The 19,288-nt window shown below is 68.9% G+C and carries 18 protein-coding genes and 2 pseudogenes; 8 read left to right on the top strand and 12 right to left on the bottom strand.

Annotated elements, in window-relative coordinates; translation table 11 throughout:
• Positions 1–65: 65 nt before the first annotated feature.
• On the bottom strand, positions 66–1,205 hold the full coding sequence (locus tag CCL05_RS05115; RefSeq protein ID WP_086559283.1) for a PucR family transcriptional regulator: 1,140 nt from the start codon (positions 1,203–1,205) through the stop codon (positions 66–68).
• 87 nt (positions 1,206–1,292) lie between these two features.
• Here CCL05_RS05115 and CCL05_RS05110 point away from each other — a divergent pair, with 87 nt between their 5' ends.
• The 3 genes from CCL05_RS05110 to CCL05_RS45930 are packed head-to-tail and all read left to right on the top strand — an operon-like array spanning position 1,293 to position 3,778.
• A complete protein-coding gene (locus tag CCL05_RS05110) occupies positions 1,293–2,348 on the top strand; it encodes a ferredoxin reductase (RefSeq protein WP_086559282.1) in 1,056 nt (351 codons plus the stop codon).
• A gap of 7 nt (positions 2,349–2,355) precedes the next feature.
• A complete protein-coding gene (locus tag CCL05_RS05105) occupies positions 2,356–3,474 on the top strand; it encodes a fatty acid desaturase family protein (RefSeq protein ID WP_086559281.1) in 1,119 nt (372 codons plus the stop codon).
• A 58-nt stretch (positions 3,475–3,532) separates the two neighbouring features.
• Positions 3,533–3,778, top strand: a complete 246-nt coding sequence (locus CCL05_RS45930; RefSeq protein ID WP_244204174.1) for a DUF6207 family protein — start codon at positions 3,533–3,535, stop codon at positions 3,776–3,778.
• A 145-nt stretch (positions 3,779–3,923) separates the two neighbouring features.
• On the opposite strand, the gene CCL05_RS05095 is transcribed toward CCL05_RS45930, so the two are convergent.
• From CCL05_RS05095 to CCL05_RS05075, 5 genes are read right to left on the bottom strand one after another with little or no spacing between them, the layout of a single operon-like run.
• Positions 3,924–4,550: an HAD family hydrolase gene (locus CCL05_RS05095; protein WP_158102417.1), complete on the bottom strand. Its 627-nt coding sequence runs from the start codon at positions 4,548–4,550 to the stop codon at positions 3,924–3,926.
• Positions 4,547–5,167, bottom strand: a complete 621-nt coding sequence (locus CCL05_RS05090; RefSeq protein WP_086559279.1) for a hypothetical protein — start codon at positions 5,165–5,167, stop codon at positions 4,547–4,549. Before CCL05_RS05090 ends, CCL05_RS05095 begins: the two co-directional genes overlap by 4 nt.
• Before the next feature lie 34 nt (positions 5,168–5,201).
• Positions 5,202–6,572: an ABC transporter substrate-binding protein gene (locus CCL05_RS05085; protein ID WP_086559278.1), complete on the bottom strand. Its 1,371-nt coding sequence runs from the start codon at positions 6,570–6,572 to the stop codon at positions 5,202–5,204.
• A gap of 39 nt (positions 6,573–6,611) precedes the next feature.
• Complete coding sequence (locus CCL05_RS05080) at positions 6,612–7,505, bottom strand: carbohydrate ABC transporter permease (protein WP_086559277.1); 894 nt, start codon at positions 7,503–7,505, stop codon at positions 6,612–6,614.
• Positions 7,502–8,512, bottom strand: coding sequence for a carbohydrate ABC transporter permease (locus CCL05_RS05075; protein ID WP_143589809.1), 1,011 nt, complete (start codon positions 8,510–8,512; stop codon positions 7,502–7,504). Before CCL05_RS05075 ends, CCL05_RS05080 begins: the two co-directional genes overlap by 4 nt.
• Positions 8,513–8,663: 151 nt before the next feature.
• On the opposite strand from CCL05_RS05075, the gene CCL05_RS05070 reads away from it, so the two are divergent.
• A complete protein-coding gene (locus CCL05_RS05070) occupies positions 8,664–9,407 on the top strand; it encodes an MgtC/SapB family protein (RefSeq protein WP_244204167.1) in 744 nt (247 codons plus the stop codon).
• Positions 9,408–9,431: 24 nt separating this feature from the next.
• On the opposite strand, the gene CCL05_RS44705 is transcribed toward CCL05_RS05070, so the two are convergent.
• Entirely contained in the window at positions 9,432–10,490 is a 1,059-nt protein-coding gene (locus CCL05_RS44705) for a LacI family DNA-binding transcriptional regulator (protein WP_158102416.1), read from the bottom strand.
• Between the two features lie 973 nt (positions 10,491–11,463).
• On the opposite strand from CCL05_RS44705, the gene CCL05_RS05060 reads away from it, so the two are divergent.
• Both CCL05_RS05060 and CCL05_RS05055 read left to right on the top strand, forming a co-directional pair.
• Complete coding sequence (locus CCL05_RS05060; RefSeq protein WP_244204166.1) at positions 11,464–11,868, top strand: site-specific integrase; 405 nt, start codon at positions 11,464–11,466, stop codon at positions 11,866–11,868.
• A gap of 34 nt (positions 11,869–11,902) precedes the next feature.
• Positions 11,903–12,261 (top strand): annotated as a pseudogene (locus tag CCL05_RS05055) (helix-turn-helix domain-containing protein).
• 291 nt (positions 12,262–12,552) lie between these two features.
• Here CCL05_RS05055 and CCL05_RS05050 read toward each other — a convergent pair.
• Positions 12,553–13,290, bottom strand: a complete 738-nt coding sequence (locus tag CCL05_RS05050) for a dienelactone hydrolase family protein (RefSeq protein ID WP_086559274.1) — start codon at positions 13,288–13,290, stop codon at positions 12,553–12,555.
• A gap of 212 nt (positions 13,291–13,502) precedes the next feature.
• Between CCL05_RS05050 and CCL05_RS47085 the strand changes: the two genes are divergently transcribed.
• A complete protein-coding gene (locus CCL05_RS47085; protein ID WP_279629922.1) occupies positions 13,503–13,637 on the top strand; it encodes a hypothetical protein in 135 nt (44 codons plus the stop codon).
• A gap of 111 nt (positions 13,638–13,748) precedes the next feature.
• Here the strand turns inward: CCL05_RS47085 and CCL05_RS44700 are convergent, their stop codons facing one another.
• Positions 13,749–13,925 (bottom strand): hypothetical protein, encoded by a 177-nt coding sequence (locus CCL05_RS44700; protein ID WP_158102415.1) that lies wholly within the window; start codon positions 13,923–13,925, stop codon positions 13,749–13,751.
• A gap of 194 nt (positions 13,926–14,119) precedes the next feature.
• Between CCL05_RS44700 and CCL05_RS45925 the strand changes: the two genes are divergently transcribed.
• Positions 14,120–14,419 carry a hypothetical protein gene (locus CCL05_RS45925; RefSeq protein WP_086559273.1) on the top strand — a complete coding sequence of 100 codons (300 nt, stop codon included), beginning with the start codon at positions 14,120–14,122 and terminating at the stop codon, positions 14,417–14,419.
• Here the strand turns inward: CCL05_RS45925 and CCL05_RS45920 are convergent.
• From CCL05_RS45920 to CCL05_RS05035, 3 genes and pseudogenes are all read right to left on the bottom strand, one after another.
• Entirely contained in the window at positions 14,416–14,562 is a 147-nt protein-coding gene (locus tag CCL05_RS45920; protein ID WP_279629923.1) for a DUF6207 family protein, read from the bottom strand. The two genes, CCL05_RS45925 and CCL05_RS45920, sit on opposite strands and share 4 nt — an antisense overlap.
• Before the next feature lie 28 nt (positions 14,563–14,590).
• Positions 14,591–14,880 (bottom strand): annotated as a pseudogene (locus CCL05_RS45915) (HNH endonuclease); the annotation flags it as partial.
• Positions 14,881–15,778: 898 nt separating this feature from the next.
• Positions 15,779–19,288: SDR family NAD(P)-dependent oxidoreductase (locus CCL05_RS05035; protein ID WP_244204164.1), on the bottom strand; the 3,510-nt coding region annotated here is incomplete at its 5' end.

Raw genomic sequence — 19,288 nt, 5'->3', positions numbered from 1 at the left:
TCTGGCCAATACCGCTCTTCTGCCGCATGAGCCAGCTGATGGCACCGAGAACGAGGCTGTACTCGTCAGCTGGCCCGAAGACCGACCGCCAGCGTCAGTTCAAGGACCCGGTGTGGCGATGCGAGATCCGGAAACAGCTCCCGCAGCTGCGACATCCGGTACCGGACTGTCTGGGGATGGACGAACAACGCCGCCGCCACCTCGTCCCGCCTGCCCTGGTGCAGCAGCCACGCCCGCAACGTCTCCTCCAGCCGCTGTGCGGTCGCGACGGGCAAGGTCCGCAACGGTGCGAGGGCTCGGGTACGCAGGTCTGCGAACGCGTCCGCGTCGGCGCTCAGCACCAGCTCGGGCAGGTGGTCCTCGGTGTCGCGAATATCGGAGGAGAGCAAGCGCGCGCGTACAGCTCGTGCGTACGAGGCGGACGCACGAGTCCAAGGCCGGGGCGGGCCGACCACGGCCGTGCGGTCGGTCAGCTGCCGCAAGAGATGTGATCGGTCGGCATCGGGGACGAGCAGCACACCGGTGGCATCCGGCAGATCGTCGAGGACGAGGGTGCTCGGGTCGAGCGCGCGGTAGGCAGGCCGGGCCTGGGCGGCGGGCAGCAGGACCGCGGTCAGCGAAACCGGAGGCTGCCACCCGGCCCGTTGAGCAGAGGCCAGCAGCACGTCCGGGCTCGCGCCGGCGAGGAGGTCGCGGGCCAGGTGTTCCAGGTGACGCTCGTGGGCCCGGCCCCGAGCGGCCAGTTCGTCGGCGTGGCCCGCGGCGCTCGCGGCGGAGAGCTCGTCGATGTAGGCGAAGGTCAGCTCGGCGAACTTGGCGACCTCGGCGGCGGGCAGACCTGCGGGTACGGCACCCGCTGCCAGGCATCGCCAGGCCACGCGGGCGCCGACGCGGTAGGCGCTGAGCAGGGCGTCCATCGAACGGCCGTCGCGCACTTCGCCGCGGCCCAGCTCGTAGGCTGCGTCACCGCCGTCGCCGCCTGTGGTCTTCCCGCTCGCGAGGTCCAGGTAGTGCCCCAGGGCGGTTCGGACGGCTCGGCGGATGGTGGCGCCCATGCTGCCCGAAAGGGCGTTGGCGTAGGAGGGGACCTCGTCGATGATCGCCTGGACGACCTCGTCGGCGGTGGTCTTCACCGCCGCCCGAAGTGCGGTGACCGTCGTCTCATCAAGGGCCAGTTCGCTGGCCCTCCGGATTGCATGGCTCACTTTTTTGTTCCTTGCGAACAATTCAGCCGACCAGATTTACGTCCTGCGGTCAGGACTTTACGCCTTGAGGCGCAGCAAGCTGGAGTCATGACGAGTGCAGCCCTCCGCAGCAGGGCGTGGAAACTGCTGGAGATGGTCACGACGCCGCTGTTGCCTTCGGACTACCTCGACCTGGTCAGCCCGCTGCGTGCGGGCGCTGACCTGCGGGGGCGCATCGAGGCCGTGCACCCCGAGACGGGCGACGCCGCGACTGTCGTGATCAGGCCGGGACGGGGCTGGCGCGGCCACACAGCCGGTCAGTACGTACGGATCGGGGTCGACGTCGACGGGGTGCGCCTGTGGCGTGCCTACTCCCTCACCTCGCCGACAAACCGCCAGGACGGCCGCCTCACGATCACCGTGAAGGCGATCCCGGACGGCAAGGTCAGCAACCACCTGGTCCGCAGGGCGAAACCGGGCACGCTGATCCAGCTCGACCAGCCGACCGGTGACTTCGTGCTGCCGCATGCCAAGCCCGCCAAGGTGCTCTACCTGACGGCCGGCAGCGGCATCACGCCCGTGATGGGCATGCTGCGCGACACCGCGTTCGACGACGTCGTCATGGTCCACTGCGCGCCACAGCCGCAAGACGTGATCTTCCGCAACGAACTGCACGACCTGGTCGCGGACAAGAAGCTGCGGCTCACCGAGGTGCACACCGACACGGACGGCAAGCTCGACATCGCCCGTCTCGACGAACTCGTGCCCGACTGGGCCGAGCGCGAGACCTGGGCTTGCGGGCCCGCGGGCCTGCTCGACGCCGCCGAAGAGCACTGGAGCGAGCACGGCGTCCCAGAGCGCCTGCACACCGAACGCTTCCGCCCCAGCATCGTCGTCGCCGGCGACGGCGGCGAGGTCAGGTTCAGCGCCACCGGCAAGACCGTCGACGCGGATGGCGCCACGCCGTTGCTGGACATCGGTGAGGAGGCCGGCGTGCTCATGCCCTCCGGGTGCCGCATGGGCATCTGCTTCGGCTGCATCACACCGCTCAAGGCGGGCGCCGTCCGCGACCTGCGCACCGGCGAGATCACCGAGGCCGAGCCGGGCGTCCTCATCCAGACCTGCGTGTCCGCCGCGGCGGGCCCCTGCGACATCGACCGGTAGGAGCACCTTGACCGCCATCGACCCCACCGCCCACCTGACCGCGGAGCAGATCGAGGAGCTGGGCCGCGAGCTGGACGCGATCCGCGACGAGGTGATCGCCGGCCGCGGCGAGAAAGACGCCGCCTACATCCGTAAGGTCATCTCGGCGCAGCGCAAGCTCGAGCTGGTCAGCAGGGGCGTGCTGCTGTTCTCGATCTTCCCGCCCGCGTGGCTGCTCGGCACCGCCGGGCTGTCCGTGGCGAAGATCATGGACAACATGGAGATCGGCCACAACATCCTGCACGGCCAGTGGGACTGGATGCGGGACCCGAAGATCCACTCCACCACCTGGGAATGGGATCACGTATCGCCGGCCGACCAGTGGAAGCACTCGCACAACGAGCTGCACCACACGTACACCAACGTGATCGGCAAGGACAACGACCTCGGCTACGGCATCATGCGCGTCGACGAGGACCAGAGGTGGCACCCGATCCACCTCGGCCAGCCGCTGTGGAACTTCATCAACGCCTGCTTCTTCGAGTACGGCATCGCCGCGTACGACCTGGAGCTCGGCAAGAACCTGCACAAGCGCCGCCGCAAGAACCCCGAGTTCCGCGCGCGGGCCAAGGCCGTGGGCCGCAAGATCCGCAAGCAGGTGCTCAAGGACTACGTGATCCACCCGCTGCTGTCGGGCCCGTCGTTCCTCCCCACGCTCGCCGCCACGTTCACCGCGAACCTGGTCCGCAACATCTGGTCCCACTCGGTGATCATGTGCGGGCACTTCCCCGAGGGCGTGCAGGTCTTCGAGCGCCGGTCGATCAAGGGCGAGACGCGCGGCCAGTGGTACCTGCGCCAGATGATGGGCTCGGCGAACATCAGCGGCAGCAGGGCCATGCACTTCATGACCGGCAACCTGTCGCACCAGATCGAGCACCACCTGTTCCCGGACCTGCCGAGCAACCGGTACGCCGAGGTCGCGGTGAAGGTGCGCGCGCTGTTCGAGAAGTACGAGCTGGAGTACGTCACCGGCCCGCTGCCCAAGCAGGTGTTCTCCGCGTGGCGCAAGGTCTTCCGGCTCTCGCTGCCGAACAAGAAGCCCAAGGTCAAAACGCCGGACCGCGAGCAGGAGCTCGTCGCCGCCTGATTCCCGGTATTGGTTCAGATCTTTCGGCCGTACCGGCGGCACCGCCGGGTTCGGTGAGATCCGTTGCAGACGGTGGGCCACCGCGACGTCGGACCGTACGACACGGGATCCCGAGCAGCTCAGTGTCCGGCTGCGCTGCCTGGACGTGCGCCAGGAGCTCAGCACGATTCCTTCCCCGGGCCGCGGTCGCGGCACGCTACGAACAGTTGTACCGGCAGTGGCGACGGGCCAAGGGGTGACACCGCAGTGGGAGTCCGCGCCCCTGCCCGCGCCGCTTCCGCGGGAGAGATCGTCCCTCGCCTGACGTCAGCATTTCCGTGCGCTGCCGGGGCGCCACCAGGCCCCCCTCACACGCCAACACCACGACTCGGACGCGATCACGCGCACACCCCGCTCGGTCATGGCACGGCTCGAGGTGCGCCGAGGGCGACGGGCGTGCCGGTTCGGGTTCAGACCGGCTTGAGCACCCCCAGGTCCGTCAGCAGACTCGCGGTGTCCGGGCCTGAGGTCCATACGTGGGCGTTCCAGCCGGCGTCCAGAGCGCCGTTCACGTTCGCCCGGCGGTCGTCGATGAACAGGATTGATGCGGCTGGGAGCGCTAGTTCGTTCGTGACGTGGTGGTAGATCGCGGCGTCGGGTTTCGCCAGCCGCAGTTCGCAGGAGAAAAACCAGTCGGTGACGTAACCGCCCCAGGGGGCTGCGCGGGCGGCCGTGGCCATCTCAAGAGTCGCGTTGGACAGTATCCCGACGCGGATGCCGCTGTCCGACAGGGCCGCAAGGAGGGAGATCGCGTCCGGACGGATGGTCGTCCACGCTTGGGTGTCGATGCGGACCAGGTCGGCGATGACGCTGGGCGTTGCCGAAATGCCGAGGTCGGCAAGGACTGAGGTCCAGTAGGCGTGTGCGGTGCCGCCCCGGTCGTACGCGTCGCGGTGCGCCCAGTAGGCGGTTTCCAAAGCTTCGGGTTGATGGGGCAGGCATGCCGCCAGGGATGCGTACAGACCTGGTGGGGTGGCGAGTACTTCACCGAGATCGAAGATGACCGCGCTCGGAGCGGTTGCGGCGGAGGGTGTCACACGGCCTCCCACGAGTGGAGGTGGCGCCACGACATGTTCTGCCACCAGTGGCTGCTCCAGTCGGCTTGGAACTCGAACAGCGAGTACCACCGGGCGGCGAAGGATTCTGGCGCGTGCAGAGGGAGGCCGGCCAGGAAGTCCCCGACCTCATTGCTCAGCCGGTTGTCGACGGCCAGTTCGTGACTTGCCAGGGCGAGATGTCCGGCGAACCTGTAGTCGGCGACCGGGGTCACCAGGAAGTCGTCGACGGGGACCGAGAGCGGCACTACCGCCTTGGCCACCGCATCAGCGACTCGGCCGAGCGGTTCGTTGGGCCGGTTCCCGGAGGCGTCGAGATTGACGTTGTATTCGTATGAGCCTGTCCCTGTCCGGGTTATGCCGTGGTTGTAGACGGGAAACGGTGTGACGTTCTCGAAGACGGAATCAAGGACGGTGATGAGTTCGGTCTCGGTGGCCTGGGTGCACAGATTCCCGATGAGGGTGGCGTGCGGTGGGAACGCGCCTGCCGACACGAGTCCGAATTGCCTGTTCAGCGCGAAAGTCACCTGGGTGACGGCCCAGCAGGTTGCGGGGTCGGGCCGGAGGAAGATTCCGTAGCGGATGTCCGTCAAGGTCATCCCTCTCTGTTCTCGTCGGTGCTGGTTGGGGCAGCTACTGGCCGAGCTGGTCCTGGTAGGCCTTGATCGCCTTCTTGGCGTCGGCGGCTGCCTGGTCGAGCGCCTCGTCGATCGACTTCTGGCCGGAGAAAGCGGCCTGGATCTGGTTGATGTTGCCGGTACGGATGGCGGTCATCGCGCCGGTCACGCAGCCGGCTGGTGCCGACACGGTGGGGGTGTTCTTGATCTGGGTGGTGAACGTCCGGAAGTTCGGATTCGCCTTGAGGTACGCCTGCTGGGAGGAGGACGCGTCGGTCTTGGAGTTGACCGGCACATAGCCGGTCGCATGGCTGAACTGCTCCTGAGCGGCGGCCGAGGTGAGGAAGGTCTCCAGCTTCCAGCCGGCCACCTTCTGCGCGTCCGTGGCGGTGCTGCTGAGCCAGAGGGCGGAGCCTCCGATGACGGGGCCGGAGCTGCCCCTGGGACCAGTTGTGGGGAACGGCAGGGCCTCGTAGTCGAACCTGGTGCCGCCCTTCAGCGCACCGAGTGCGCCCGAGCTGTTCAGCATGAAGGCGACCTTGCCGGCCTGGAAGCCGGAAAGGGCAGCAGAGCCGTCGGGCGCCCCATCCACAGCCACACCCGTGCGGTAGAGGTCCGCTACCTTCGTGATAGCCGACTTCGCCGCACCGGTGTTGATGGTGATACCGGAGGCCGCGGTGCCCTTGCGACCGTTGTCCGGCGTGCAGAAGTCCTGGCCCGCGGTGGCTGCGAGCTGTTCGATGTACCAGTCGTCGTCGGGCATGGTGAAGCCCTTCTGCCCGGTCTTCTCGGCCACGGTCCTGGCCGCGGCGACCACGGCGTCCAGCGTGCTGAGATCGGTGCTCTTGGGGATGCCGGCCTTCGCGAGCAGGTCGCGGTTGACCCACAGTGCCGGTGTGGACATGTTCATCGGGACGGCCTGCAGTTTGCCGTTGACCGTGTAGTAGTTGCGGCCTGTCGCGGAGAGATCCGCGAGCTTCAGGTCACCGGGGTTGGCCTTGGCCATGTCCGCCGCCGGGATGCTCTTCTTGACGTCGGTCATGAACCCTGTGGCGATGTCACCGGCGACCATGATGGTCGGGGTGGAGTTGCCGCGCAGGCCCGCCGTGTACTTGGCCAGCAGGTCGGCGTAGATGCCCTGGAAGGTGGCCTTGACGTGGATCTTGCCCTTGTTGGCCGCGTTGAACTGACTGATCAGCTTGTTGAAGGCGACACCGTTGGCGGCGCCGAGACCGTGCCAGACCGTGATCTCGGTGACGCCCTTGGCGTTCTTCAGTGCGGACGCGTCGGGCGCCCCGCTGCCGCCCCCGCTCGAGGCCGGACTGCAGGCCGCTGAGCCGGCCATGACGGTTACCGCTATGGCGGCAGCCGCGAATCTGCTTTTCATGACGGTTCCTTCGGATCAATGAGGAGGGACGGGGCCGGTTCAGCGCAGGACGCCGCGGGTCAAGCCGTTGATGAGGAAGCGCTGGGCGAAGATGACGAGGAGGATCGTGGGGACGACCACGAGGACAGCACCCGCGAAGATCACTGCCGGGCTGGCCGCCTCGGAAGCGGCGAGCTGGGAGATCCCGACCTGGATGGTCCGGGCGGCGGCCGTGTCGGTGATCAGCAGCGGCCAGAAGAAACCGTTCCACGCAGCCAGAGCACTCCAGATCACCGCGTTGGTGACCTGGGGCCGGCAGGCCGGCATGATGATCGTGAACAGGGCCCGGATGTCACCGGCGCCGTCCATCCGTGCCGCCTCCCAGATTTCGGTGGGCACGGCGGCGAACGCCTGCCGGAGCAGGAAGACCGGGTATCCCGCAGCCACGTACGGGATCACGACCCCGAGGATCGTGTTACGCAGCCCGATCGCGCTGACAAGTTCGTAGTTGGGGATGACGATGCTCTCGGCGGGGATCGCCAGCGTGACAAGGACCAGAACGAAGGCGATCTTGCGGCCCCGCCAGCGCGGGAAGACCAGGGCATACGCCGCCAGAGCCCCGGTCAGGAGCTGCCCGAGTGTCTGCAGTGTGACGACGCCGACGCTCACGAAGTACTCCCGCACCAGCGGTATGGCCGTCATCGCCTCGTGGAAGTTGCCGACCGTCACATCGGCCGGGCTGGGAACGATCCCGCTGCGCGCGAACTCCCCGTTGGGCGTGAAGGCACCGACGAACGAGACGTACACGGGCAGGAAGACGATCGCCGCGAAGACCAGCACAGCCGCGAACCGGGCAATGGCCCACGCTCCCGCAACGTGCACCCTGTGCGGGGAGGAGGGCGCCGCATCAGCCTCCGGCTTCATCGGAGCCGGCCTGAGTTCTGTCGAAATCATGCTGCCTTCTCCCGTCCGAGCAGCCGGAACTGGAGCGCCGTGATCACCGCGACGATGAGAACGAGAACGATCGCGATGACCGATGCCCGGCCGAAGTCCGGTGTGCCGTTGCCGAAGGCCAACTGGTACATGCGGTAGACCAGGTTGGTCGTGGCTCCGGCGGGTCCGCCCCGGGTCAGTACCTGGATCTGCGCGAACGACTGCAGCCCCGTGATCGTCTGGGTCACCACCAGGAACAGGATGCTCGGACGCATGATGGGCACGAGGATGCGAGCCGCGAGGCGGAAGCCGGCCGCGCCGTCGAGCTGCGCGGCCTCGATGACCTCCGGCGGCACGTCGCGCACGGCTGCTGTCAGGACGAGGAAGGCGAACCCGAACTCGTACCAGGCGGTCGCGATGGCGATGGACCACACCGCGGCAACAGGGCTGTCCAGCCAGTGCGGGCCGGGCACTCCCAGATTGCCGAGAATGATGTTGAGAACTCCCACCGACGGCGCGAAGAGCCCCGCGAACACCGTGGAAGCCGAGGCCGCGGAGTAGGCGAACGGCAGCGAGAAAATCACGTTGAAGATCCCGCCGCCCGGAAGCCGGCCGCGCAGCAGAAGCACCGCGCACAGCGCACCGAAGGTCGCCAGGAACATCCCCAGCAGGGCGATGACGACCGAGATGACGACCGTATGCAGGAAATCCGGGTCCGACAGCAGCGAGGTGTAGTTGTCCAGGCCGACGAACCGGGTCGGATTCCCGATGAGGTCGCTGGCGTAGGTACTGAGCTGCAGGCTCCGGACAAGCGGCCTGAAGACAAAGACCGCCAGCAGCGCGGCAGCCGGCAGAACAAGCCACGGGCCGACGCCGTTTCTTCGCCACCTCGCCGCCAGGGAAGACGACGTATGTGAAGGCATATGAACTCCTTTGCCCGGCGTACCGCAGGTCCGCCACGTTACGGGAACGTTCCCGGGCTGGCAATGGCTTGAAAGTATCAGAGGCCCGGCGAAGCGAACAAGCAACGCTTCGGCAAACGGCAGGTTGCAACAAAAGTCCGTGTCTGCCGCCCGTCACCCTTGTCGAACACGGGCGATCGGCGTAGCCTGCCGCCGGGAACGCTCCCGGTCCGATGGTGTGCCGGATGCCTACGGCAAACCAGGAAAGGGGCGTCCTGTGTCGGACCCCGGTGTCATCCTCGGGCTCGCGTTCAGAATCCTCGTCGCGATGGTGCTGGGCGCGGCGATCGGCATGGAGCGCCAGTGGCGCCTGCGCACCGCCGGCATTCGCACCAACGCCCTGGTCTCCGTCGGCGCTTCCCTGTTCGTGGTCATGGGGGCCGTGGGGCTCGGCACGGATCCCGGGGCGGATCCCACGCGCGTGGCGGCCCAGGTCGTGTCCGGGATCGGTTTCCTCGGGGCCGGCGTCATCCTGCGGGACGGGGTCGACATCAGAGGACTGACCACGGCCGCGACCCTGTGGTGTGCGGCGGCGGTCGGCTCTCTCGCCGGAGCGGGGATGGAAGTCATGGCGGTCATCGGCTGCGTGGCGATCATCGCCACCAACACGCTCCTGCGGCCCCTGGGCCGATTCGTCAACGGACGCCAACGGCAGGCCGGGTCACTGCTGCAGCAAGCGGACGACGAAGACGTCCCGACCGACTTCATGCTCGAAGTCGTCACCACCGACAAGAGCGAGTCGCGCATCAGGGCGCTGGTACTGCAGGCAGTCGATCGACCGGAGTACAGGCTGCGGTCGCTCGACATACGGCCCGGGAAGAGTTCACAGACGAAGGTCATGGCGGGTGTCTCGGCACAGCACGCCGGTGATACGGCCGGCCTGGAGGTTGCGGTCCAGCGGATCGGGCTGGACCCGAAGGTGACATCCAGCCGGTGGTGGCCCGCCGAAACCGACGACTGACCGGACCCGCAAGCCGCGCGACGATCACGGCAACCGACGAACTCCGCCCGCAGTCCGGCCTTCGACGAGACTCCCTCTGAGCTCGACCAGGCGGTCCTGGTCTGTCTTGCCTTCGATCCTGTCGATCAGGAGATCGATCGAGGTTCTGCCGATCTCTTCCACCGGCTGGCGGAACGTGGTGAGCCCCAGGTAAGGGGTAGCCAGCGGGCCGAAACCGTCGTAACCGGTCACTGTGTAATGCTCGGGTGCCGATTCCCCCCGCTGCCGCAGCACCTCCAGGGCGTCGACGGCGGCCGCGTCGGTAGGACACATGATGGCCGTGACTCCAGATCCATCGATCTGGTCTGTGATCACCTGGCCCGCTTCCCTGTCCGAGGCGGCCTCCCAGACAACGGCGGTTTTCCCTGCGGCCCGTACGCCCTCGATCATGGCAATGCCCCTGGCGTACTGGCTCAGCGAATACGAGCGGTCGGTCAGGACCACCGCGATGCGCCCGTGTCCGAGCTGCAGCAGATGCTCCGCCAGCATCGTGCCGCCGTCAGCGTCATCGCAGAACACACTCGTGATGCCGCGGCTTGTCTCGCGGCGGCCGGCCACCACGATCGGTACTCGTTCGATGAACGGGACGATCTCTTCCGAGGGCAAACGAGCCGACGACACGACCAGGCCGTCCACCTGCAAGGAGACGAGGGTCGTCAGCGCACGCAATGCATCGGCCACGCCCAGGTCGGCGGCACTGGTGGCGGTGACGATCTGATAGCCGCGATCCTCGGCCGCGCGCTGCATCGCAGTCTGCAGCCATGCGTAGAACGGCCGAGTGACGTCCCGGAGCAGGACACCGACCGTCTTCGTCTGCGAGGCGACAAGCCCCCGGGCCATCGCATTGGCCACGTAGCCGAGTTTGCGGGCGGCGCGCTCGACCCGGTCCCGGGTAGCGGCGCTCACCTCACCTTGTCCCGAAAGGGCACGTGACACGGCAGATTTGGAGACCCCGGCTTCCGCGGCGATGTCCAAAATCGTAGGAGCCTTGCCGCGGACCCTCGCCATCCGTTCCAGCTCCCTACACTCTTCAGCCAATGTCATCCGGGAACGTTCCCTGCCACGACTATAACCGCTGGTTGTTGCAGCAAGCATCACGTGAAAGGCCCATGAGCATCGGTCGACAGTCTGTCTCCCCCGGGCGTGGTACAGCCCGATCTCATCGAGAGCGGCCCGCACGGCGCAATCTCTGACCGGCGTCCTTGAGCCTCTATTGGCGAGGCAGGCATCCGGATGTTCATGAGCACGACGTTTGCGGCGACGGCCAAGTCGAGCTGCTCGGTCGGGGCCGCGGTTGGCGCGTCGCAGGCGGTCGTTGCCGATCTTGAGCCTGCTGAAGCCGTTCGGTGGCGCGGCTGTTGCTGCGCGGAGTCCCCCGCGGGGAGCGAGCCAGGTCGTCGCGGATGTCGGGGGTAGTCGCGACGGAAGGTCGTGTTGGCCGCTTGCAGCTGAGTGGCGAGCGCGAGGGCGCTCGGCGAGCGCCCTGTCTCGGCAGTGAGTGTATCGATGGCGTTGCGGATGTCCTGGCGGCTGGGCAGCGGACGGCTCTGGGGGGCATGACGTGGTCCGGGTAATCGTGGCGGGCCTGGTGGATTGCTCGCGGCGGCGTTCGAGGCTGGCGAGCAGGAAGGGCGGGACCGTGGGACGGGGGCGGATCTCGGCGTCGAGACGGTGGGCTTCAGCGGTGAGGGCGCTGATGTTGGCAGGGGTGAGGGCGACGTTGGGGCAATCCAGGGGACGGCAGTCGAGGGCGGCGGGCCGAAGGCGTTGATCGGTGGCGGCCGGGGACGGCACAGGGCCTTGTCGGGATTGAATGTGCCGGACGGCCAGGCAGATGGCCGGCATGAGCGCGATCGTCTTGCACGACCTGGGCAGCCGCCGCGAGTCCCGCAGCTGATTCGCCACCGCTGCCCGGGTCGTCGCCGGATCCGGCGACGACCAGCTCTACGCCTGGGTCCGGGCGCGCGAGGCGTAGTCCCGCTTCGCGTTCCTCGAACAGCGCTATGCCTGCGAGATCATGCGCCGCTTCGGGCACGCCGTCGAGCCGCCGATCGACCCGTTCAACCGGCCCCGGCACCGCGGCGAATTCGGCTTGCGTGTCCCGCCCTCGCAGACGGCGATGCAGGACGTCTTCGGCCGCTGGCGCGAGGACCTGCCAGGCGCCCGGATGTACCTGGTTGCCTGCCGCGATTATGTGATGACGAAGATCGCGTGCCTGTCCGGAGTCCGGGCCAACGAGCTGTGCGGGGTGTGCATGGGCGACCTGCACCGGGAGCACGGCCATTGGGGCCGCTTCGTCGTACTCGGCTCCTCGGACACGCCTGGGCCACCACGGCACTTCGGTACATGGCGACCGCGCACGCCGAACCGGAGCACGCGAATCTGGCCGCCAGTGCCCGGGCGGCCCCACGACTGGTGGTGAACACGGGGCACCTGCGGTGAAGCGGAATCTGCGGATGGTCGCCGCCCAACGGGACTATGGCGGCCGACTGAGGTGCTGGCCGCGTTCCAGCGGGTGGGGTTCAACCCGTCGCTGAGCAGGGTTGCCGCGCTGTGGGGCGGCAAGCCGGTCACGGTTCGCCCTGGACGACCTGGACCTGATGTACGCGGCGCTCGACTGCACGGTCGCCGACCTGCTGCAGACCGAGCCGGTCGCCGACGCGCAGGCCGCCCAGGATTCCGGCCAGCTGGCGGTCGGCACCGAGGGCCGGGAGGCGGGCCGGTGAGGCCCGCCTCCCGTACCCGCTACGGCGCCACGGCGTTCGCAGCTTCCTTCACTTGCGCCCATTGGCCGCAGCGATTCCGGAACAGCTGAGATACGCGCCAAAGGGCCAATTAGTTGATCTTGATGCGACTTCGCACGTGGTCAGCGCAGTGAGGCCGCAGTAAATGCGTAGACCCCGCCCTGGCGGCCGGAACGGACCGCCGCAGGTCGCGAGGATCACGGCAGGGGCTCCGTCGCAGTAAATCCGGTACTTACTGCGGCAGTTGCGAACGCGTTCTCCGCGGTCGAGAATCCGCCCGAATGCGATTCGACTATGGGGACTTGGGGGGGGGACTGTGAGTGCCCGACGCGGAAGGCCTGGCGCCAGGCTGTTTGCCTGGGTCATGCCCGCAGATCTTCCGTCACGGGCAGGCACTCCGCGAGCAGGTCGACGACGTCGCGCCAGGCTCGCTGCGCGTGCTGTGGGTGGTAGCCGACGCCGGGGACCGTGGGGTGGTCGACCGGCGGATGGTGGAAGGCGTGCAAGGCGCCGCCGTAGACCGCGAGGCGCCAGTCGACGCCCGCGGCCTGCATCTCAGCGGTGAACGCGTTCCGTTGCGCGGGATGCATGATCGGGTCTTCCGACCCGACCCCGGCCCACACCGGGCAGCGAATACGCGCCGCCTCGCCCGGTCGGCCCGTGGTAGTTGCGTTGACTGTGCCGATCGCGCGCAGGTTGACGCCGTCGCGCCCGAGTTCCAGCCCGATGGCGCCCCCGGTGCCGTAGCCGACGACGGCGATCCGGTCGGGGTCGGTCCGCGGTTCGGTGCGCAACACGTCGAGCGCCGCATGGCCGATGCCCCGCATCCGCTCGGGATCAGCGAGCAGTGGCAGGCAACGGGCCAACATCTCCTCGGGGTCGCCCACATAGCGCCCGCCGTGAAGGTCGAAGGCCAGCGCTACGTATCCCAGCTCGGCGAGAGCATCGGCCCGGCGGCGCTCGACGTCGCTGAGCCCCGTGCCCTCCGGTCCGAGCAGCACTGCGGGCCGGCGGTCGACACCGGCCGGGAGCGCGAGGTGCCCGATCATCGTCAGACCGTCGGCCGGGTACTCGACCGTACGCGTCGTGATCGTCGTCATGAGACTGGACTGTAGTGATCGTCGAGCCCGGTCCGGCGGCTGTTCTGCCGCTGGCAGAACAGTGCGCGTGTCCCTCTGAAATACGGGGGCCGAGCGGGTCTTCTTCCCACCAACTGCCGCCGACTAAGCACCAGGGTCACGGCGCGGGCCGCCTGGCCGCGCCGGCGCAGCCCCACTTCTCGTGGGGCCAGGGGTATGCGGAAGGAGGGCTGATGTCGACGGCCGATGAGCAGCGACTGTTCACCGAGGCCTGCCTGCACGGGCTGCGCGCCCGCCTGTGTGACGTCGCCAAGCTCGCACGGAAGGTCGCCGGGGTGCTGGAGGTGCCGCAGCCGGCACCCGCGTGACGGCAGGGGGCGCCGTTGGGCGGTCCGCCGACGACGAGCTCCGTCAGCGGCGGCGCAGTTCCGCAGCCCAGTTCCGGAGGTAGTCTTCCAGGACGAGGTTGTCGCCGTGGGTCACGGTCTGGACAGCTGGGCGCACATGATCACTTTGTCGTGGAGGTCCTGGGCGACGCGCTCCAGCTCCCCGGTCCGGATGGGACATGCCCAGCGTGGGCTGATCTGACCAACGTACCCGGCCAGCTGGACGAACAGCGCCGGGTCGCCGTCGAACTGCACGTGCATGCGGACCATCGCGCCAGCGAACAGGACGCCGGCTGGGCGAAGAACGCCGAGACCGGCTCCACTACGTCCCCGGCGGCGTCCAGCACGACGTACGACTGGGCTGGGTCGGCCACCTCGACCAGGGCACCGGTCTGTGGCAGCACGAAGTTGATCAGATCCCGAGAGGGATCACCCGTCTCAAGCATGAGCGGAAGCTAGCAGAGATGCCATCTGACCTGTGGTTATTCGTCAACTCAGTCAACACCACCGTGCCGATCACCCTTGCCAGCGCCACCGAGGACCACTCGATCAGGTTCCACCAGTACCACCTGGAGGACATGGGTTCTCTGGGGGGAACGAGCCGTTGCGGTACCAATGTTCTCGCGTTGATGCAGCTCAGCGCTCCATGGTCGACCATACAGCGTGCAACACGTTTGGTGTTCGACCGGTTCACCACCATCGCTGGCTTGGGTGGTTTCATCCGTCCGGCTTCCACCAATCGCACCGCGACTCTCCATCACTAGCAGCGTGTCGGCGGCGCTGAATCGCTATTCAACGCCGCCGACAGGGCGAGCGCGGTGTCGTCATCGGTGGCCGCGACGTCGACGACGACCAAGCCCGGCTCCCTCACGTGCGCCTGTTCCCTGGACTGCGGGAGGCCCCGCAGCCGTCACTGACAGCCCCGGCTGGCCGCCTTATCGGTCGGCCGGCTCGTAGGCGACGTCCTGCAGCGGGCAGCTGCACCCAGTTCCCGCAAAGCTGCCAGCTCGGGTTCGTCCACGGTCAGGCTCCAGCGGAGCTTGGTGCCCACCCACTCCGCGGCGTAGCCGCAGTGCGCCTCGACCGCGGGCGGCAGCCACTGGGCCGGGTCCTGGTCGGCCTTGCTCCTGTTGGAGCGGGCCGTGACCGCGACCAGTGATGCCTCCTGGTCCTGGTCGTTGGCGTAGGCCTCGCGGCGCTGCGCGCTCCCTGAGGATGCCCCGCTGACCCTCGCCCCTGGCCGCGCGAGCGGTCAGCTCGCGATGCACCGCCGCGACGTTCCCCTTCCACAGCCCCAGCAGAGCCCGGACCTCATCAGTAACCGTGAACCGCCCGGGATACGCGGCCCACTCCCCCGGTGCCCGGGCCGCAGCCTCGTCCCGCTCGGCGGCCGCCCGCCACCGCCGCACCGCACGCTCCGCAAACCCCGAGCACGTCCGCCGCCGACCTCACCTGCCCAGTGGTGAGCTTCCCCTCCCGCCGCAGGGCCAGCAGACGGCGCACCGCCACACCGCGCAACGCCCGAACCGACACAGCCGGCAAAGCCCCACTCGCCTCACCACCCACCCCTTCCGAGGCCGGGTCCTGCTCTCCCTGATCCACACCCCCGAGCACACCAACACCCATCGGCCAGCGGATCAGAACTCACGAAACTGAGACAGCGTCACCCCTGATGCAATAACGCCCCCGCAACAGCTACTCCCCACGGAAATCTCGCCTCCGAAACAGTGACCCCACCCCCCTCAACCACCACTGACCAGCAGCAACACAACCAGGCCCGCTGTCCCTCACCCACTGTCCCAAACCGAGAGGTCGCACCTGCCCAGCGGCTGCTGAAGTTCTCAACGTGTGAGTAGCCGCCTCCGCGACAGCCAGCCAACCCGATGGCGACCGGACGGCAGCAGCCACCTGGTCACCTCAAGACAGCAGACCGCCCCGCATACACGCCCTGCCACCAGGCAGCCAGCGCTCCACGCTGCTGACGCTCACCTGCTGCGATCAGCACACCCACTGACGGTGTCCTCCGCCTCCATCAGGCGCTTGCGCTGCGGTGTGGACCGGTCCTTGGCTGCGGGATGTCCGCCATACCGGGGAGCCCGGCACGGCGGACGCCCGCCTTGCGTCTATTGCCGCTCGTCGGCGCTCAGTTCCAGCCGCTGGTGGACCAGACGGGCGAAGTGGGCCAGGGTGCGTCCGGTGGCCAGGTCGGCCGGTCCGAGGCGGATGTCGAACAAGTCCCGGGCCTGCATCAGGAACTGCATCCCCAGCAGCGAGTCCAGTCCGAAGTCGGTGACGTTGACCGTGGGCTCGAGATCGACCGGGTCGGCCTGCAGGACATCGGCGAGGAGCTGGGTGATCGCGTCGGTGATCTTGCGTACCGCCTCGTCCGCCGGGAGGTCCGCCAGCGCGTTCAGGAGCTCCTTACGGGCGTCCGGGGATGCCGCGGAGGACGCCGGAGCCAGCGGGGCGAACCGGGGGGTGGCCAGGGCAGGCAGCAGATGGCGTGCGGTCTCCCAGCTGTAACGGCCGGCTCCGGCGACGTCGGTGCCGGCGGCCACAAGGTGGTCGGCGGTGGTCAGGACCTCGGCGGGGGTGAGCAGCTCGAGGCCGCGTCCGGCCATGGCGGCCTCCATGCCGCTGCGGGCGACGTAGCCGGTTTCGCCGATCGGCCCCCAGGCCAGCGCCGTACCCGTCCGGCCGGTGCCGCGCCGGGCCCGGGTGAGGGCCTCCAGGTAGGCGTTGGCCGCCGCGTAGGCGGACTGTCCCGGGTTTCCGATACTGGCGGACACGGACGAGTACGCGAGGAACAGGTCCAGGTCGCGGTCGGCGGTGAGGCGGTCCAGCAGGGCGGCGCCCGCCGCCTTGGGCGCCAGTACGGCGGCGAACCGCTCGTCGGTGAGGTCGGACAGCACCGCGTCGTCCATGTGCATCGCCGCGTGCACGATGCCCCGCAGGGTGCGCCCGGTGGCGTCCACGGCGTCGAGGACCCGGCGCAGCGCCGCTTCCTCGGTGACGTCGGCAGCGTGTGCGGTGGCCTGCACACCGCGGTCGGTGAGTTCCCGTAGCAGGGTGTGCGCACCGGGGGCGTCGGGTCCGCTGCGGGAGAGCAGGGCCAAGTGCCGGGCCCCGCGGTCGGCCAGCAGGTGGGCGGTGGCTGCGCCGAGCCCGCTCAGTCCCCCGGTGATCAGGTAGGTGCCCTCGCCGTCGAGGCTGAGGGAGCCGAGGGCGGGTTCGACGGGGACGGGTTCGTCCAGGGGGTCGAAGGTGACGACGACCTTGCCGGTGTGCCGGGAGTGCTGCAGGAGGTGGAAGGCCTCGTCGACACGGGCGGCGGGATAGGCCGAGTGGGGCAAGGGCCGGTAGGAGCGGGAGCCGATCGCCGCGCCGAAGTCCTCGACGAGCCGGGTTCGCAGGGCCGGGTCCTCCACGACGGCGTCGAGGTTGAAGCCGATGAAGGTGAGACTGCCGTTGAAAGGGCGCAACATGATCGGATTGTTGAGGAAGATGTCCCTCTTGCCGAGCTCGATGAAGCGGCCGTTGGGGCGCAGGAGGTCCAGGCCCTGGGCGATGGCCTCGCCGCTGAGGGAGTTCACCACGACGTCCGCACCCTGACCACCGGTCAGCTCGCGCACTCGGGGGACGAAGTCCAGGCTGCGGGAGTCGAGTACGTGCTCGACGCCGAGCGTGCGCAGCAGGTCCCGTTTGGTCTCCGTGCCGGCGGTGGCGATGACGCGGGCGCCCTGCCGACGGGCGCACTGCAGGACAGCCAGACCCACCGCCCCGGCTCCGCCGTGGACGAGCACGGTCTCCCCGCCACCGAGACGGGCCTGGTGGACCAGGGTCTGGTGGACGGTCAGAAAGGCGACGGGGAAGGTCGCCGCCTCCGTGAAGCTCATCTCGTCGGGAACGCGGACGACGGAGAAGGCGGGGGCCGTGGCGTGTGAGGCGAGTGCGGCGGGCACGATGCCGCAGACCCGGTCGCCTGGCTTCAGGTCCCCTACCCCCGCTCCCACGGCACGCACGATGCCGGCACCGTCGGTGCCCAGTCCCCTGCTGAGCGGACTGTTCTCCACCGCCTCGGGCGGAAGCAGGCCGTTGGCCCGCATGGGGTCGCGGTAGTTCAGGGCCACGGCCCGCATCTCCAGGACCACCTCGCCCGGTCCCGGCTCCAGGGCGTCTGCCTGCCGCCAGACGAGCCGCCGGTGCAGGCCCGGGTCACGGGCTTCCAGAATGAACGGCGTACCGGCGGGGACGCCCGGGGGCTCGTCCACCGGGTGCTGAACCTGCCGGGGCACGAACCGGCCCCGTGCGGTCAGAATGATCTCGTCCTCCCGAGCGCTCCGGTCGTCGTCGCCGGGTGCGAGAAGTTCACCGGCCAGGCGGCGGGCGTCGGTGTCGGCTTCACCGGTGCGGTGGCAGGACAGGCGGCGCAGGCACAGGTCCGGGCGCTCGTTGGCGAAGGTGCGGCAGGCCGCCCAGACGGCTGCGTCCACCGGGTGCGTCGGCTGCTCCGGGGCCGGGAAGAGGCCGGTGGGGCGTGTGACGAGCCATACCTGAGGGCTGGTTCCGCCCGTCAGGCCGTCGCAGGCGGTGGCCAGGGAGCGCAGGAGGGCCGCCCGGCGAGTGGTCCGTGTGACGGTCTCGTGCGGGCCGGGTGCGGCGAGCAGCAGGACGACGCGCGGATCGGGGTCCGTGGGCAGGGCCGCCTTCCAGGCGGCGGCCTCGTCGGGCGCGGTGATCACGGTGGCCTTGCCGAGGCGGGCGGCCAGAGCTCGCGCGGTCGCCGTCTCGGTGCCGTCCTCGACGGCGATCACCCAGGTCGTGCCCAGAACCGGCCCCGCTGTCTCGGTGGTGGCCACCGCCTGGCTGTGGTCCGCCGCGGCGAGGAGGACGGAGCGGTCCTCGGGCCCGGTCTGCACCACACCGGAGAAGCCGCACCGGTGCAGCAGCGGTGCCCACCGGTCCCGGGCGAGGATGCGGGTCACGGGACGCAGGGTGTGGTCCCCACGCTCCCAGAAATCGTTCAGCGTGCCGTACAGCAGGGCCTGGAGCGGGGCGTGGTGGGGTTCGGTGGCCAGCAGGTGTCCGCCGGGGGCCAGCACGCTGTGCAGCCGGCGCAGGGTCGCGGCCAGGTCGGTGGTGGTGTGCAGGGCGTCGCCCGCGAGGACGAGGTCGAATCCGTTTCGGGGCAGGCCTTGGTCGGCCGGATCGGCATTCGGGTTGAGAGTGCGGTAGTCGACGAAGTCGTGGGCCGAGAAGCGGTGTTCGGCGCGGGTGAGGGTGCTGCCGGTGGGTGCGGTGCAGGTGTAGCGGGTCCGGTCGGCCGGCAGTACGGGCAGGGCCGCGGCCGTCAGGGCGGTGGTGGTCGCGCCGAATTCCAGGACGCGCAGCGGACGGTCGGCGGGCCAGCGGGTGACGATGTCACCGAGCAGGGCCTGCACGGCACGGTGGGCGAAGCGGTGGGCGGGGCCGGACTCGTGGAGTTGCTCGTAGGCGCTGTCCCCGGCCGGCAGGAGTTCACGTGCGTCGGCGTGTCCCCGCACCACGTCGGGCAGCCGGCGCAGGTGCCGGTTGAGGAGGAGCGTCTCGGCGCCGTACGCGGGATGGTCCTCGATCAGGGCGCGCAGCAGGGC

The organism is Streptomyces africanus, from assembly GCF_002150735.1.
GTDB lineage: Bacteria > Actinomycetota > Actinomycetes > Streptomycetales > Streptomycetaceae > Streptomyces > Streptomyces africanus.
Note: the sequence above shows the minus strand (reverse complement) of the source record. Positions and strands in the feature narration are given on the sequence as shown.

Excerpts from the sequence above, each read along its gene's own strand:
- CCL05_RS05110 (WP_086559282.1), top strand. The coding sequence starts at position 1,293 with ATGACGAGTGCAGCCCTCCGCAGCAGGGCGTGGAAACTGCTGGAGATG.
- CCL05_RS05090 (WP_086559279.1), bottom strand. The coding sequence starts at position 5,167 with ATGACCTTGACGGACATCCGCTACGGAATCTTCCTCCGGCCCGACCCC.
- CCL05_RS05085 (WP_086559278.1), bottom strand. The coding sequence starts at position 6,572 with ATGAAAAGCAGATTCGCGGCTGCCGCCATAGCGGTAACCGTCATGGCC.
- CCL05_RS05080 (WP_086559277.1), bottom strand. The coding sequence starts at position 7,505 with ATGATTTCGACAGAACTCAGGCCGGCTCCGATGAAGCCGGAGGCTGAT.
- CCL05_RS44705 (WP_158102416.1), bottom strand. The coding sequence starts at position 10,490 with ATGACATTGGCTGAAGAGTGTAGGGAGCTGGAACGGATGGCGAGGGTC.
- CCL05_RS05060 (WP_244204166.1), top strand. The coding sequence starts at position 11,464 with ATGCGCCGCTTCGGGCACGCCGTCGAGCCGCCGATCGACCCGTTCAAC.
- CCL05_RS05050 (WP_086559274.1), bottom strand. The coding sequence starts at position 13,290 with ATGACGACGATCACGACGCGTACGGTCGAGTACCCGGCCGACGGTCTG.
- CCL05_RS47085 (WP_279629922.1), top strand. The coding sequence starts at position 13,503 with ATGTCGACGGCCGATGAGCAGCGACTGTTCACCGAGGCCTGCCTGCAC.
- CCL05_RS44700 (WP_158102415.1), bottom strand. The coding sequence starts at position 13,925 with ATGGTCCGCATGCACGTGCAGTTCGACGGCGACCCGGCGCTGTTCGTC.
- CCL05_RS45925 (WP_086559273.1), top strand. The coding sequence starts at position 14,120 with ATGCCATCTGACCTGTGGTTATTCGTCAACTCAGTCAACACCACCGTG.